Origin of the sequence: Pseudomonas moorei (genome assembly GCF_042846945.1) — a bacterium.
GTDB lineage: Bacteria > Pseudomonadota > Gammaproteobacteria > Pseudomonadales > Pseudomonadaceae > Aquipseudomonas > Aquipseudomonas moorei.
The window spans coordinates 5,577,354-5,592,122 of the sequence record NZ_AP035776.1; the positions used below are offsets into that span (position 1 = coordinate 5,577,354).

10 protein-coding genes are annotated in these 14,769 nt (G+C 59.8%); 6 read left to right on the forward strand and 4 right to left on the reverse strand.

What is annotated here, in order from left to right; translation table 11 throughout:
- Positions 1-105 precede the first annotated feature (105 nt).
- From ACGJAX_RS26020 to ACGJAX_RS26030, 3 genes are all read right to left on the reverse strand, one after another.
- Positions 106-3,774 carry a translocation/assembly module TamB domain-containing protein gene (locus tag ACGJAX_RS26020; protein ID WP_390956673.1) on the reverse strand — a complete coding sequence of 1,223 codons (3,669 nt, stop codon included), beginning with the start codon at positions 3,772-3,774 and terminating at the stop codon, positions 106-108.
- Entirely contained in the window at positions 3,771-5,498 is a 1,728-nt protein-coding gene (locus tag ACGJAX_RS26025; protein ID WP_390956674.1) for a BamA/TamA family outer membrane protein, read from the reverse strand. Before ACGJAX_RS26025 ends, ACGJAX_RS26020 begins: the two co-directional genes overlap by 4 nt.
- A gap of 78 nt (positions 5,499-5,576) precedes the next feature.
- Positions 5,577-6,227, reverse strand: a complete 651-nt coding sequence (locus ACGJAX_RS26030) for an N-acetyltransferase (RefSeq protein WP_090327439.1) — start codon at positions 6,225-6,227, stop codon at positions 5,577-5,579.
- Between the two features lie 233 nt (positions 6,228-6,460).
- Between ACGJAX_RS26030 and xthA the strand changes: the two genes are divergently transcribed.
- The 3 genes from xthA to ACGJAX_RS26045 all read left to right on the forward strand — a co-directional run bounded on the left by xthA (position 6,461) and on the right by ACGJAX_RS26045 (position 10,131).
- Positions 6,461-7,273 carry an exodeoxyribonuclease III gene (gene xthA / locus ACGJAX_RS26035; protein WP_090323548.1) on the forward strand — a complete coding sequence of 271 codons (813 nt, stop codon included), beginning with the start codon at positions 6,461-6,463 and terminating at the stop codon, positions 7,271-7,273.
- Positions 7,274-7,429: 156 nt separating this feature from the next.
- Complete coding sequence (locus tag ACGJAX_RS26040; protein WP_390956675.1) at positions 7,430-8,770, forward strand: substrate-binding domain-containing protein; 1,341 nt, start codon at positions 7,430-7,432, stop codon at positions 8,768-8,770.
- A gap of 173 nt (positions 8,771-8,943) precedes the next feature.
- Positions 8,944-10,131, forward strand: a complete 1,188-nt coding sequence (locus ACGJAX_RS26045; protein WP_390956676.1) for a hypothetical protein — start codon at positions 8,944-8,946, stop codon at positions 10,129-10,131.
- Between the two features lie 84 nt (positions 10,132-10,215).
- On the opposite strand, the gene ACGJAX_RS26050 is transcribed toward ACGJAX_RS26045, so the two are convergent.
- The gene (locus ACGJAX_RS26050) at positions 10,216-11,445 is read right to left on the reverse strand and encodes an acyl-CoA dehydrogenase family protein (protein WP_390956677.1); all 1,230 of its coding nucleotides are present in this window, start codon (positions 11,443-11,445) and stop codon (positions 10,216-10,218) included.
- 164 nt (positions 11,446-11,609) lie between these two features.
- On the opposite strand from ACGJAX_RS26050, the gene ACGJAX_RS26055 reads away from it, so the two are divergent.
- The 3 genes from ACGJAX_RS26055 (at position 11,610) to ACGJAX_RS26065 (ending at position 14,172) form a co-directional block, all read left to right on the forward strand.
- Entirely contained in the window at positions 11,610-12,539 is a 930-nt protein-coding gene (locus ACGJAX_RS26055) for a LysR family transcriptional regulator (RefSeq protein ID WP_047527602.1), read from the forward strand.
- A 185-nt stretch (positions 12,540-12,724) separates the two neighbouring features.
- Complete coding sequence (locus ACGJAX_RS26060; RefSeq protein ID WP_090323552.1) at positions 12,725-13,126, forward strand: MerR family DNA-binding transcriptional regulator; 402 nt, start codon at positions 12,725-12,727, stop codon at positions 13,124-13,126.
- A 146-nt stretch (positions 13,127-13,272) separates the two neighbouring features.
- A complete protein-coding gene (locus ACGJAX_RS26065; RefSeq protein ID WP_390956678.1) occupies positions 13,273-14,172 on the forward strand; it encodes a hydroxymethylglutaryl-CoA lyase in 900 nt (299 codons plus the stop codon).
- Positions 14,173-14,769 lie beyond the last annotated feature (597 nt).

A 14,769-nucleotide genomic window follows, 5' to 3' on the forward strand; every position in this document is an offset into this window, starting at 1 on the left:
CGCAGTGATGCCTCCGCTGGCAAACCTGCTCCTACAGGTCCGTGGATTCCGTTAGGAGCAGGCTTGCCAGCCAGGGTTGAGAGCAGGTTTTGGAGAGAGCGGGACCTAGAAATCCCGCTTGTAGAAGATGTCCAGCGAACTGGCCACGCCGCCAGCGGCTTCGAGGTAGACCTTTTTGCTCAGCTTGTAACGCAAGGCAATGGTGTTCGCCGGTTCGAATACACCCACGCCATAGCGCAGGCTGAGCTTCTCGGAGAGGTTGCCGCTCGCCACCACGCTGGTGGTGTTGCCGCTGCCCTGGGTATCGAGCTGGAAGTCCTGAATCCCCAGGTTCTTGGCCAGCCCGCTGGTGACCCCGGAACTGCCCATCAATCCCAACCCGAGGGCCGCCTGGGCAAGCATGTTGTTGTCCTCGCCATTGCTGCTCAGCGGACGGCCCAACACCAGATAGGACAGCGCCTGTTCCTGGCTCATGGCCGGCTCGGAGAAAATCTGCGTGGTCGGCTGCTCGGCGCTGCCGCTCAAGCGGATGCCGGCGATCACGTCGTCAGTCTTGCGAATGGCTTCGATGTCGAGATACGGCTGATCGATCGGGCCGGCAAACAGCAAGCGCGCCCGGCGCACGGTCAACCGCTGACCGTAGGCACGATAGCGACCGTCGTTGAGCCAGAGCTCACCCCGGGTGTCCATGTTGTCGCCGATGTGCACATGGCCTTGCAGGTTGGCCGTGAGACCAAACCCGGCGAAGCTCAGTTTGTCCTCGCCCACCACCACATCGATGTCCATCAGGGTGGCCATCGGCGGCTTGCCCTCTTCGGTCTGCTGGCCGACGATCACCGTGTCATCGGAGACTTTGACCGTTGAGGGCGGCAGCTCGCGAATGATGATTTCGCCCTTGGGCACCTGGACTTTCCCGGCGACCGCCAGTTTGTTGTCCTTGATCGAGATCTTCAGGTCCGGCGCCACTTCCAGCTTCGCGTAAGGCTCGACGGTGACCGGCAACTGCGAGCCCTTGAGCGCCAGGTCCACCACCAGGGCCTGGCCCCAGGCGACGTTGCCGCTCAAACTGCCCTGCCCGCTCTTGCCGCTCTTCCAGCCACCGTTCAACTGCACGGTTTCGCCGACGATGACCGCCTGCATTTGCAAGTCCTGAAGTTCCATCGGTAACTCAGGCCCGGAGACCCCGCCATCGCTGAGCAGCAGGTTGCCATTGACCTGCGGTGCCAGCAGGCCACCGGAAATCGTGCCGCTGCCGTTCAAACGGCCACTCAGTTTTTCCACCATGGGCACAAATGGCCGCGCCACCGACAGGTCCAGGCCACTCAAGCGGAACGAACCACTCAGCGGCTTGTTCTTGGGCAACGGGTTGATCTGCGCCTGAACCATCAGTTCGCCGAGCTTGCCGCCGACGAAGTTGAGGTCGGTGTCGATGCGCTTGGGCGTGAGTTTGCTGGTGAGTTTCAGGGTCTGGTACGGGAAGTCCAGCCACTGATCCTTCTCGCGCATGCGCAAGACGCCACCGCTGGCGTCGAGGCTGACCTGGCCGTTCGGGCCGCTGGCCGGAAGATCCAGCTGCACGTCGGCGTTGAGTCGACCCTGCCAGGCGAAGTCTTTGGGCAACCATTGCGCGAGGCTTTCGATGGGGAACTGCTTGAGGTGATAGCGCAGTTTCGGATCAGGCATCAGGCGCTGGTCTTCGCCGCACAGACTGGCCGGGCCGGACTGCCAGCAATGGGCACCGAAGTTGATCTTGCCGTCCGCCAGTCGTTCCAGCTTTGCCGGGCCTTGCAGCTTCCAGTCCTGGCCGCCGGCCTGGATATCGCCGCTGGCCAGGCGTCCGCGCCAGTTGCCTTTGTCCAGGATGCCGTCGACACCGAGGGCCAGCTTCAGCTTCGGCCCTTGCAGATCGAGGGTGAGTTTCTGGTTTTTGATATCGCCCTGCCCACTGGCGGTCAGGGTGCCGAGGGAGGTGTCGCCGACCTGGATCCCGCTGCCCTTGAGGTCGATGTTCGCCCGTTGCGCGCTGTCGAGGGTGGCGTCCAGGTTCAGGCTTTGCAGCCGATTGTCGGCGAACGCCAGCTGAGTGCCTTGCAGACCCAACTTGCCTTGCGGCGCCTTGAGCGTGCCGGCGACATCGATCCGGCCATTGAGCTGGCCGCGCAATTGCGGCCAGAGCTGGGCCAGACGCGGCAACTTGATATCGATCTGTCCGGCGACCTTCTGTTGCAGGCTGCCCTTGCCGCTGATGCTGTTGTCGCCCAGGCGAATCTGCAGTGCATCGAGGTTCCACTGCTCGCCGCCACCATTGGCCTTGGCCTGGATCACCGCAGGCTGACCACGCAGCTTGCCTTTCAAATCAAGGTCGGCGCTCAGGCTGAGTTTCTCATCCTTCACCTCCCCTTGGCTGCGCAACGGCCCGGCCAGGGTGCCCGGCAATTCCCCCACCCAGTACGCCGGGTTGATCGCCGACAAATCCAGCGCGGTATCCCAGGCAATACCATTGGCGAACTGCAGGTTCAGATGCCCTTCAGCCTTGCCCTGGCCGGCCGTAAGTTGAATTTGTTGCAGGTAGATTTTTGTCAGGTCACCCGCGAACGGACTGGTCAGGCTGAACGCCCCGGCCGGGCCGTCCAGGGCGGCGTTGAAATGGCCGAGGTACTGACCGTCCGTGTAGGAGACTTCGCCATTGAAGCTGCGCAACGCCACTTGCGGCTCATCAATCAGCGGATAGAGGCGATGCCACGGAAAGTCCAGCCAATCGATTTTCGCTTCGGCACTCAGGCCCTTGCTCCAATCGACTTGCCCGGAAAGCTTGAGGTTTTGCTTGTCGCTGGCCGTCAGGTCCAGCGCGGCGATCTGCGCGCCATTGGCGTCGACCTTGCCTTGCAGCATCAGTGCAACAGGTCCTTGTTCGGCCGGTAACGTGGCCTTGCCGAGCAGCGAGTAGCCGTTTTTCAGGTCGCCGTCGCCCGTGAGTTCAAGTTGATTGAGTTGCAGGGTGTCCGGCAGGTCGGCGCCGGGCTTGAAACCGTCAGCGGTGATGCGCACCTTGGCCGGCAGGTTCTCCACCAGCGGTTGCAGTTGGCCGGTCAGTTGGCCGTTGAGGTACCCGCTGCTGTCGGCTTTCAGATTGAGGGTCTTGAGCAAATCGCCATCGATTTTCAGGGCCAGCACCCAGGGCGCGGGGGTCGACAGGGTCAATTGGCCTTCAGCGCTGAGCGGCCAGTTGCCGCCGGGTTGTAACTGCCCGGTCAAATTCAGGTTCAGATCGTCCCGCTGCAGTTTCACCGAGTCGATCTGCATCCCCTTTTCGGTCCAGTGCGCCGTCAGTTGCAGGCCCTTGAGCTGCTCGCTGCCGTTGAACCGCAAGACGCCGACCTGTACGTCCCCCAACTCCAGCGCCACGGGCAATTTCAAATCCGGCAGGCTGATCGGCCCGCTGCTTTGTTCTTCACTGCCCGGCGGGAATTGCAGATTGACCTGATCAGCCTGCAATTGTTCGATACACAAGGTCATGCGCGTCAGGCACAGCGGCGACCAGGCAAAAATCACCTTGTTCAGTTCGACCTGGCTGGCGTCTTGCTGCCACACAACGCGATCGGCGCTCCATTGTCCGCCCAGGCGCCCCTGGAAGTTGTCGAGGGTCAAACCCGGAACAAAGCCAAGCACCCAACGACTGCCCGCCGCCGTGCCCAACACCGTGGCCAGGGTCAGGGCGACCAGCATCAGCGGCGTCAGTATCGCCAGCAGCGATATGTTCAAACCACGCTTCACAACTCGGGCCCCATGGAAAAGTGCAGTCGAATGCCGCCATCGTCATCCAGCGCGTGGGCCAGGTCGAGGCGGATCGGCCCCACTGGTGAAACCCAGCGCACGCCGATACCGACGCCGGTCTTCAGGTTCGGCAGTTCAAGTGTATTGAAGGAGTTACCCTGATCGATGAACGTGGCGACACGCCATTTTTCGGCGATGGAATATTGATACTCCGCACTGGCCGCGACCATGTAGCGGCCGCCGATGCGGTCACCCTTATTGTTTTCCGGGGACAGGCTCTGATAGTCGTAGCCGCGCACGCTCTGATCGCCACCGGCGAAGAAGCGCAGCGACGGCGGTACCGACTTATAGCCGTTGGTGGCACTGCCGCCGACCTGCACCCGACCAAGGAAACGGTGGTTGTCGAACACTGTGGTCAAGCCCTTCACCAGCGCCGTGCCATACAGCAGGTTGTTATCGGAACCCAGACCTTCCTTGGCCACCTTGCTTTCGAATTGCAGGCGATAGCCATTGTGCGGGTCGATGCGGTTATCGCTTTTGAGGTACGAATAGCTGACGCCGGGCATCAGCAGGTTGCTGAGCCCCGAATCGTCGCCGAGCCGGTACTCCTCACGCTGCCACTTGAGTGACACCACCCGCTGCCATCCGCTGGGCAACTTGCTGTGCCATTCGGGACCGATGGTCAGGAGTTTGCTGAGGCTGTCCTTGTCCGCGATTTCTTCATTCTGATAGCCACCGGCGAAACGCAGTTTGTCCGTCAGCGGCGGGTCCAGCGGAATGTCATAGAACACCCCGACGTTTTGCCGTGGTGCCGAGACTTCGGTCTCCCAGCCGTAGCTGTGCCCCTGCGGGTTGACCCAGTGGCGCGTCCAGTTAGCTTTGATCCGCGGGCCGACGTCCGTGGAATAACCCAGGCCAACGCCCATGGTCCGCGGCTTGCGGGTGTACAGCTTGACGTCCACCGGGATCACGTTGTCCCTGGAGGCGGTCGGCGCCGCGTCCACCCGCACGCCCTCGAAATAGCCACTCGATTGCAGGGCCTGGTTGAGTTCGGCAATCAGCTCGGAGTCATAGGGCGCACCCGCCTTGAACGGCACCATGCGTTGCAACAGGTCTTCATCGAACGGAGTGTCGCCCTCGAAGCTGACCTTGCCCAGGGCATAACGCGGCCCGCTGTCATAAATCAGCTCGATATCGGCCACGCCGGCCCGCGGGTCCACCGACAGTGTCGAACGGGTAAAACGCCCGTTGAAAAAGCCATAGCGCGAGGCCTGGTTCTGGATGAGCCGCTTGGCATCTTCATAGCGACCATGGTTGAGCACCGCGCCGGTTGTCAGCGCATGGTCATTGGGCACACGAAAGGATTTGAGCGAGGCGGCCGGGCCGTCGATACGGATGGTGACGTTGCGCAGATGCACCGGCTCGCCGGGGTCGACGGTCAGTATCAGGCGCGGCGTCTTGCCGCCCTTCACGTCGCTGTCGATGTGCGGCTGGTAATAACCCAAGGCCTGGGCGGCTTTGCGCGCCTGCTCCTCGGCGCCCCGGCTGAAGCGCAGCAAGGCTGCTTCGTCACGATCGCCGAGACTGCCGATATAGCCCTCTATATTGGCTTTCAGTTCATCGTTGGACGGTTTGATCCGCACATCCAATTCACTTTGGGCCAGCGCCGCGCAGCTGGAAATCAGCATCAGCACGCCACCGGTAATTCTTCCTGGAAACTTCATAGGCGCGGATGCTATCACGAGCATGCTTGATGAACACGGGAGCGTGATAGAGCCTGATGCGCCCCAAAAGTTCGACGGTTACGCCGTTGCGGTTTGCACGACTTGAGGATTGGCGTGGAAAAACACGTGCTCGCGGATCGGTCCTACTGCGACCTCACCAATTTCCTCATAACCCTGTCGCTTATAGAACTCCAGATAGCGCGGATTGCCGGTGTCGAGCACCACGCCCTGAGAGTGTTCGTCCACCGCGCACCAGTTGTGCACCGCTTGCAGCAGTTGTTCGCCGAAGTGCTTGCCCTGGAATTGCGGATGAATCCCGAGCAATGGCAGCAGGTGCACCGAATCGGACGGCACGCAAGCCATCACCGCATCGTGATACTCGAGGTAGCGACGGGTGCAGCGAAACCCGGTGCTCAGCACCATCCGCAGGCGCCAGGCCCAACTTTCAGTGATGCCCAGGCGCCGTTGCGGCGGCGCGATCAGGGCGATGCCGATCAAGCGATCGTTGACCAGCAGGCCGATGGCCGGCAAATCCTGGAGAAAATGCTGCTTGACCAGTTCACGCACCGTGGCGCGCACACGCTGTTCGTAGCCGGGACGCTCCGCTTCGAACAGGTAGCCGAACGTCGGCTCGTGCCGGTAAGCCTGGTACAACAGGGAACGTGCTTCGCGGGAATAGCCGCTGTCGAGCATGTGAATATCGGCGATGGCGGTCGAGGTTTCGGGCATGGCGGTCATTCTCCCCGGCACAGCTCGGATGGCTGTGCTCTTGTTGGTACGAGCCCCTGGGTGGCAACACAGTTCCCTCCACAGGTATAGACCAGACTCGCAGATCAGTCAGTCAATATAAAAGACGGCTGCACGGACCCATCGCGGGCGCAACCCACCGATTCAACTCACCCCGACACTGGCCCGATGCCGACATGTCAGCTAGCATCGCCCTTTTGCCAGGACTGCCGACCATGAAGATCGTCTCCTTCAACATCAACGGGCTGCGTGCCCGTCCCCATCAGCTGGCGGCGCTGATCGAAAAACACCAGCCCGATGTGATCGGCCTGCAGGAAACCAAGGTCCATGACGACCAGTTTCCGCTCGATGAAGTCAGAGCCCTGGGCTACCACGTGTATTTCCATGGACAAAAAGGTCACTACGGCGTCGCCCTGCTGTCGCGCAAAGAACCGCTGGCGCTGCACAAGGGCTTCGCCACCGACGATGAAGATGCCCAGCGGCGTTTTATCTGGGGTACTTTCGCCGACGCCAATGACGTGCCGGTGACCATCATGAACGGCTATTTCCCCCAGGGCGAAAGCCGCGACCACCCGACCAAATTCCCGGCCAAGGAACGCTTCTACAGCGATCTGCAGCAATTGCTGGAAAGCCAGTTCCGTAATGATCAGCCGTTGGTGGTCATGGGCGATGTGAACATTTCCCCGGAAGACTGTGACATCGGGATCGGCCCGGACAACATGAAGCGTTGGCTGAAAACCGGTAAATGCAGCTTCCTGCCGGAAGAGCGCGAGTGGATGGCCCGCCTGAAGAACTGGGGCCTGGTGGACAGCTTCCGTCACCTGAACCCGGAGGTGACCGACATGTTCAGCTGGTTCGACTACCGCAGCCGCGGGTTTGAAGACGAGCCCAAGCGTGGACTGCGCATCGACCTGATCATGGCGTCCCATGGGTTGTTGCCACGGGTCAAGGACGCCGGCGTGGACTACGAACTGCGTGGTATGGAAAAACCTTCCGATCATGCGCCGATCTGGCTTGAATTGAGCTGATAACCCTCTTCTGTGGGAGCGAGCCTGCTCGCGATGGCGGACTAATGCCAGGCCCTCATCGCGAGCAGGCTCGAACACACTGAAAAACTGTCATTTTTCAGAAACCTTACTGACTTAATCTTCCGGCACCTCCTTTTGGCTATTTAAGGTGCCGGCATGACGCTGCGCGGTTTGTTCCTGTTGATGCTGTGCACCTGCTGGCCGTTGATGACCTCGGCCAGCGGTTTGCCGCTGCCCGACCATGGCCCGGTGCTGCGCATCCAGGGCTCCAACACCATCGGTGCGGCACTCGGCCCGGCGCTGGTCGAAGGACTGTTGCGCGAACAGGGCTTGCTCAAGGTGCACAGCGAAGCGCCGGACAAGGCCAACGAACTGCGGGTTGTCGGTGAAACCCCGCAAGGACGCCGGGTCGAGGTCGAGATCGCGGCCCACGGTTCCAGCACCGGTTTCACTGCACTGAAGAACGCCAACGCCGATCTGGCCGCGTCCTCGCGCCCGATCAAGGACAGTGAGCTGGCCGACCTCCGGGTCCTGGGCGATCTGAAAAGCGCCGAGGCCGAGCAGGTCATCGCCATCGACGGTCTGGCGATTATCCTTCACCCGCAAAACCCGCTGAACCAACTCAACACCGAGCAACTGGCGCGCCTCTTCAGTGGCGAAGTCAAAACCTGGGAAGAACTCGGCGGCCGGGGTGGGGCCATTCATCTGTATGCGCGGGATGATCAGTCCGGTACGTACGACACCTTCAAGGAACTTGTCCTCAACCATCGCGGGAAAACCCTGAGCAGTGCAGCGAAACGTTTCGAGTCCAGTGAGCAACTGTCCGACGCGGTCAGCCACGACCCGCAAGGCATCGGCTTCATCGGCCTGCCGTATGTGCGTTCGGCCAAAGCCGTAGCGATTGTCGATGGTCAATCCCAGGCCATGCTGCCACTCAACAGCCTGATCGCCACGGAAGACTATCCCCTGTCCCGCCGCTTGTTCCTCTACCTGCCGCCCAACGGGAAAAATCCCTGGGCCGAAGCGCTGGTGACGTTCGCACAAAGCAGCCAGGGCCAGGCGATTGTCGCGGCCAACGGGTTTATCGCCCAGACTGTGCAGGCCATGAGCGTCACACCCAACGCGATGATGCCCGAGGCATACCAGGGACTCAGCCGCCACGCCCAGCGCCTGACCGTGAACTTTCGCTTCGAGGAAGGCAGCGCCAGCCTGGACAACAAGGCCCGCCAGGACCTGTCACGGGTGCTCGACTATATAAAGCAGCACAATAAAACCGATCGGCAGGTAACACTGGTGGGGTTTGGCGATGCCAAGAGCGACCCGGCGCGCGCTGACCTGCTGTCGAAACTGCGGGCCATGGCGGTGCGGCGCGAACTGGTGAAAAGCGGCGTGGTGCTGCGCGAAGTTCGCGGGTTTGGCGCTGAAATGCCCGTGGCGACCAATAGCGCTGATGAGGGGCGGATCAAGAATCGGCGGGTTGAGGTATGGGTGTATTAGGCTTCACAACATTAAAACGACAAACAGACCAACCAAAAAGAACTAAGAAACTGTCAACATTGACAGGTGTTTGCTCGACGCCCCTGAAATAAGCTCGCAACGAATCCTGACCTCCACATTTGGCCCAAATGCAGGTGACGTCAGTACATCGAGGCGATTTTCAAGGAATACTCATGAGCACTGAACAAACATCTCCCAAAGCACCCGGTGATCTGGACACCCGGTTCGGCACCAACGGCGCTGTAGACGGCCCCGTAGGCGGAACGACTCACTCGGTGGTCGTGCAACCCGACGGTAATTTGATTTATGCCATACACAGCTCAAATCAATATCAAATTTACCGCACAAGCGCCGATGGGCTACCTGATCCATCGTTTGGCAGTAATGGCAGCGTTACGGGGCAATTCCAGGCCGGTAACAATTCAAAACCGACCCGACTGGTTTCGCACGACAAAAAAATACTGATCGTGGGCGATGTGCTGGAGGGGGCGGGCGGAAAACCGGCAGCCAAACGCCTGAATGAAAACGGTAGCCCTGACCTGGTTTTTCAACCCGTTATTGTCCCCCTTCCGGCTTTCTCTTCGAATGCAGCCCCTTGCGACGGGGGCGTACTCTCGGACGGAAGAGTTTTGATACTCAGCCAGCGATTTAAAAAAGACGTCGCCGACGGGGGGTTGCTGACGTGTTGGAACAACAACGGAGAGCTCGATAAGTCCTTTGGAGATCAAGGTCACGTCGAGATTGATTTAGGTAGCGAGTTCATTCGAATGATGAGCGTCGCGGTACAGGATGACGACAAGATTGTCATAGGGATGAACGACATAACGAAGCAGTTAAGCGCTTCCGCAATAGTCCTTTGTCGCTACACGTCACGGGGAAAACTCGACACGAGTTTTGGTACTGAGGGATATACCCACCTGAGTCACGAAGTAGAGTCATACCATCTTGAAAAGATGATTGCTCAACCCGATGGCAAACTGATTTGTGTCGGGAACGCCGAGGGTACAGCTGCACTCATTATGAGATACAACGCAAACGGTACTCCTGATGATCAGTTCAACCAGGGCAAGGAGGTCAAAGTTGAGTTGACCCGTGATAGACGTCTTTTGACGGCAGTCGGCGTACAACCCGAGGATGACAAGATCGTGGTGGCCGGCTGGATGCCGGGCTCATCCAGTCAAATGTTCTCGGGTCGCTTGAATAAGGACGGTTCGCTGGATCCCACCTTTGCCAACAACTTTTATGGACACACCTTAAGAGGCGTTCCCTATGACATCGTGATGCAAGGGGACCGATTCATTATTGCCGGTATAAGTTATCGCACCCCCAATGCAGCAGTCCTGTACGGCATCCAGCGCTGACGGCTCTGCTTTCTCGCCCGGCTGCTCACACAGCCGGAGGTGCGCCGATCCAGCGCCACAGCTGGTTCGGCGCACCATTTCGCATCAATGTCCGCTACGCATCATGTCCTTGGGCACGTATTTACCGATCTCGAATTTGCCGATCGCCGCGCGGTGCACTTCGTCCGGGCCGTCGGCCAGGCGCAGGGTGCGCTGCATCGCATACATGTAGGCCAGCGGGAAATCGTTGGAGACCCCTGCCCCGCCATGAATCTGGATCGCCCGGTCGATCACCCGCAACGCCACGTTCGGCGCCACCACCTTGATCTGCGCGATTTCACTCTTCGCCACTTTGTTGCCGACGGTGTCCATCATGTACGCCGCTTTCAAGGTCAGCAGGCGCGCCATGTCGATTTCCATCCGCGAGTCGGCGATCTTGTCGATGTTGCCACCCAGCCGCGCCAGGGGCTTACCGAATGCCGTGCGGTTCACCGAGCGTTTGCACATCAATTCAAGGGCACGTTCGGCCATGCCAATCGATCGCATGCAGTGGTGAATCCGGCCTGGGCCAAGGCGGCCCTGAGCGATTTCGAAGCCGCGTCCTTCGCCGAGCAGGACGTTTTCGTACGGCACGCGCACGTTTTCGAACAGCACTTCGGCATGACCGTGGGGCGCATCGTCGTAACCGAACACCGGCAGCGGACGCACGATCTTCACACCGGGGGTGTCCACCGGAACCAGAATCATCGAGTGTTGCGCATGACGCGGGGCATCAGGGTTGCTCAGGCCCATGAAGATCAGGATTTTGCAGCGTGGATCGCAGGCCCCGGACGTCCACCATTTCTTGCCGTTGATCACCCACTCGTCGCCATCGCGCACGGCACGGGCGGCCATGTTGGTGGCGTCGGACGACGCGACGTCCGGCTCGGTCATGGCAAATGCCGAGCGGATTTCGCCACGCAGCAGCGGCTCGAGCCAGCGTTGCTTCTGTTCTTCGTTGGCATAGCGCACCAGCACTTCCATGTTGCCGGTGTCTGGCGCAGAGCAGTTGAACGGCTCAGGACCCAACAGCGAACGCCCCATGATTTCGGCCAGGGGCGCGTATTCAAGGTTGGTCAAGCCGGCGCCGAGCTCTGACTCAGGCAGAAACAAATTCCACAGACCCTGCGCCTTGGCCTTGAGTTTGAGTTCTTCCATGATCGCGGTAGGCTGCCAGCGGTCACCCTCGGCGACCTGGCGCTCGAACACCGCTTCAGCGGGATAGACGTAGGTGTCCATGAACGCTGTCACGCGCTCACGCAGTTCCTGAACCTTGGGCGAATAAGCGAAATCCATGAGCGAGATACCTTCTTGGGGGAGGTTGTTTAGATCATGCAATCGATGCTAGAACAGCTACGAAAATTTACCTAGCCTATTCTCGGCGTGTATAAACATTCATCACCGATATATGATCGGCTGATCTTCAAGGCCAGCCGCCCACACAATAAGAGAGCCGCGTAATGAATCTGAGCAAGGTCGACCTCAACCTTTTCATCGTCTTCGACGCGATCTACACCGAAGCCAACCTGACCCGCGCCGGGCAGATTGTCGGGATTACCCAGCCGGCGGTATCGAACGCTCTGGCCCGCCTGCGCGAGACCTTCAACGACCCTTTGTTCGTGCGTACCGCCCAGGGCATGGTGCCAACGCCGATGGCCCAGAACATCATCGGCCCGGTACGCAACGCCCTCTCCCTGCTGCGGGTATCGGTACAGGAAAGCCGCATTTTCAATCCGCTGCAGGCGGTCAAGACCTACCGCATCAGCATGACCGACCTGACCGAGGCGGTGATCCTGCCGCCACTGTTCCAGCGCCTGCGCCGCCTCGCCCCCACGGTGATCATCGAGAGCTTCCTGTCCAAGCGCCGTGAGACCACCAAGGAACTGGCCGCCGGTCGCCTCGATTTTGCTGTGGATGCGCCGCTCAACACCGACCCGCAGGTGCGACACGTCAAATTGATGGAAGACCGCTACGTGTGCGCCATGCGCAAGGGCCACCCGTTGGCGGGCAAGGAAAAATTCACCCTGGATGATTATCTGGGTCTGACCCACATCCATATTTCCAGCCGCCGCAGCGGTCTGGGCCATGTCGACCTGGCACTGGGCAAGATGGGCATCCAGCGCAAGATCGCCCTGCGCTCCCAGCACTATTTGATGGCTTCACAAGTGCTGCAGCAGACCGACATGGTCATGACCGTTCCGGAGCGCTTCGCCCGTCGCAATGATCTGCACGCCTTCAGCTTGCCGGTCAACGATGTGCCGCCGGTGGAAACCCACCTGTACTGGCATGAAAGCACGGACCAGGATCCGGCCAACCGCTGGATGCGCGAGCAGATGATCGAGTTGTGCCAGCAGGTGACAGCGCATGAGAAGAAGCTCGAGAAGGTATAAGGCGTCATACCGCGTTATCGTTCATCGCGAGCAGGCTCGCTCCCACAGGAGGTGTATACCCGAATACTTTGTGGGAGCGAGCCTGCTCGCGATGGGGCCGGCAAGAACAGCAGTCAACCCCTGCCCCTTGACGTATACGTCAACCTGACATTAGCTTAGCGCCATGACCTTTTGCGAGCGCTTCCATGAGCAGCCAGACCTACAGCATTTCCGACCTCGCCCGCGAGCTCGACATCACCACCCGGGCCATTCGCTTCTATGAAGAGCAAGGCCTGCTCAGCCCTGAACGGCGCGGTCAGGAACGCATCTATTCCCCCCGCGACAAGGTCAGCCTGAAGCTGATCCTGCGGGGCAAGCGCATCGGCTTCTCTCTGGCAGAGTGCCGCGAGCTGATCGAGCTCTACGACCCTTCCAGCGGTAACACCAAGCAACTGCACAGCATGCTGGCGAAAATCAGTGAGCGTCGGGAACAGCTGGAACAGCAACTGCTGGACATCGAGCAGATGAAACTCGAACTCGATACAGCGGAAGAGCGTTGCGTCCAGGCGCTGGAGCAGACCCTCAAAAACCAGGAAGTCATTCAATAAAACCCGCCCCCTTGTAGGAGCGAGCCTGCTCGCGATGGTCGTTAACGATAACGCGTGTTCGCTGGATAAACGCGGTGCCTGGGAGCCCATCGCGAGCAGGCTCGCTCCTACAGGATTCTCCGAACAATCAGCACAGGTCGAACCCCATGTCCCTCCCCACCCACGTACGCCTTGTCGAAGTCGGCCCGCGCGACGGTCTGCAAAACGAAGCCCAACCCATCAGCGTTGCCGACAAGGTGCAACTGGTCGACGCGCTGACGGCTGCGGGCCTGGGCTATATCGAAGTCGGCAGTTTCGTCTCGCCCAAATGGGTGCCGCAGATGGCCGGTTCCGCCGATGTCTTCGCGCAGATCCAGCGCAAACCCGGGGTGGTCTACGGAGCCCTGGCGCCCAACCTTCGCGGTTTTGAAGACGCCCTCGCCTCCGGGGTCAAGGAAGTCGCAGTGTTTGCCGCGGCCTCCGAGGCGTTTTCCCAGCGCAATATCAACTGCTCGATCAGCGAAAGCCTGGAGCGTTTCGTACCGATCATGGACGCCGCCAGGCAACACGGCGTGACCGTGCGCGGTTACGTGTCCTGTGTGCTGGGCTGCCCCTATGAAGGTAACGTCGCACCGGAACAAGTCGCTCGGGTCGCCCGCGAGCTCTACGCCATGGGCTGCTACGAGGTATCCCTGGGCGACACCATCGGCACCGGCACCGCAGGCGCCACCCGCAAGATGTTCGACGTGGTTTCCGCCGTCGTGCCACGGGAAAAACTGGCCGGGCATTTCCATGACACCTACGGCCAGGCCATGGCCAACATCTACGCCAGCCTGCTGGAAGGTATCTCGGTATTCGACAGCTCCATCGCCGGCCTCGGTGGCTGCCCTTATGCCAAGGGCGCCAGCGGTAATGTCGCCACCGAAGACGTGGTTTACCTGCTCAACGGGCTGGGAATCGAAACGGGCATCGACCTGGACGCCCTGATCCTGGCCGGCCAGCAAATCTGCACTGTGCTGGGGCGGCCTACCGGTTCGCGCGTGGCCAGGGCGCGTAGCGCTCAGTGAGGGCGCGGTTGTGTCCGGGTGTTACCGCTGTGTCAGAACGTGGGGTAAAAGCGAGTAACACGGAAACAAATTGTCAGGGTTTGCCTGAGGGGGAAACCTTACGATTTTTTTAAGTCGTTGTTTTTAAAGACTTTTTAAAAGTTGGCACGACACCTGCTATCTCTATGGCATAACAAGAATAAAAAAAGCGGCATACCCAATAAAAACAAGACGTAACGACTCTGACATAACAAAAACAACACGGCAGAGACGCAGCTAACAGATTTTTTTGGAGAAGATGTGCTTTTCAGGGTGCTTTTCGGAGTTACCCGCAACCGGGCAGAGAACAATAAAACTACCTTCAGGTAGCTCCCGAACTGGTTGGATCGCTCAGCGAAAAAGTAGATCAGCGCTCAAAAAAATACGTTTGCTCTTGATCCCGGATGGGGATCGACAAAAAACAGCGGTAAAGGGTCACGGTCACCAAAAACAACAACAGACCGCCCCTCAATAATAAAAAAAGAGCACGCGAAACGAAAAATTAAAGGGGAGCTTCGGCTCCCCTTTGTGCTGTCTGGCATTCGGTATTTGCACCGCCGCCCCTTGTAGGAGCGAGCC

What these genes read in the sequence shown, in the direction of transcription:
- ACGJAX_RS26030 (WP_090327439.1), bottom strand. Translation starts at nt 6,227, where the DNA reads ATGCCCGAAACCTCGACCGCCATCGCCGATATTCACATGCTCGACAGC.
- ACGJAX_RS26040 (WP_390956675.1), top strand. Translation starts at nt 7,430, where the DNA reads ATGACGCTGCGCGGTTTGTTCCTGTTGATGCTGTGCACCTGCTGGCCG.
- ACGJAX_RS26065 (WP_390956678.1), top strand. Translation starts at nt 13,273, where the DNA reads ATGTCCCTCCCCACCCACGTACGCCTTGTCGAAGTCGGCCCGCGCGAC.
- ACGJAX_RS26050 (WP_390956677.1), bottom strand. Translation starts at nt 11,445, where the DNA reads ATGGATTTCGCTTATTCGCCCAAGGTTCAGGAACTGCGTGAGCGCGTG.
- xthA (WP_090323548.1), top strand. Translation starts at nt 6,461, where the DNA reads ATGAAGATCGTCTCCTTCAACATCAACGGGCTGCGTGCCCGTCCCCAT.
- ACGJAX_RS26025 (WP_390956674.1), bottom strand. Translation starts at nt 5,498, where the DNA reads ATGAAGTTTCCAGGAAGAATTACCGGTGGCGTGCTGATGCTGATTTCC.
- ACGJAX_RS26045 (WP_390956676.1), top strand. Translation starts at nt 8,944, where the DNA reads ATGAGCACTGAACAAACATCTCCCAAAGCACCCGGTGATCTGGACACC.
- ACGJAX_RS26060 (WP_090323552.1), top strand. Translation starts at nt 12,725, where the DNA reads ATGAGCAGCCAGACCTACAGCATTTCCGACCTCGCCCGCGAGCTCGAC.
- ACGJAX_RS26055 (WP_047527602.1), top strand. Translation starts at nt 11,610, where the DNA reads ATGAATCTGAGCAAGGTCGACCTCAACCTTTTCATCGTCTTCGACGCG.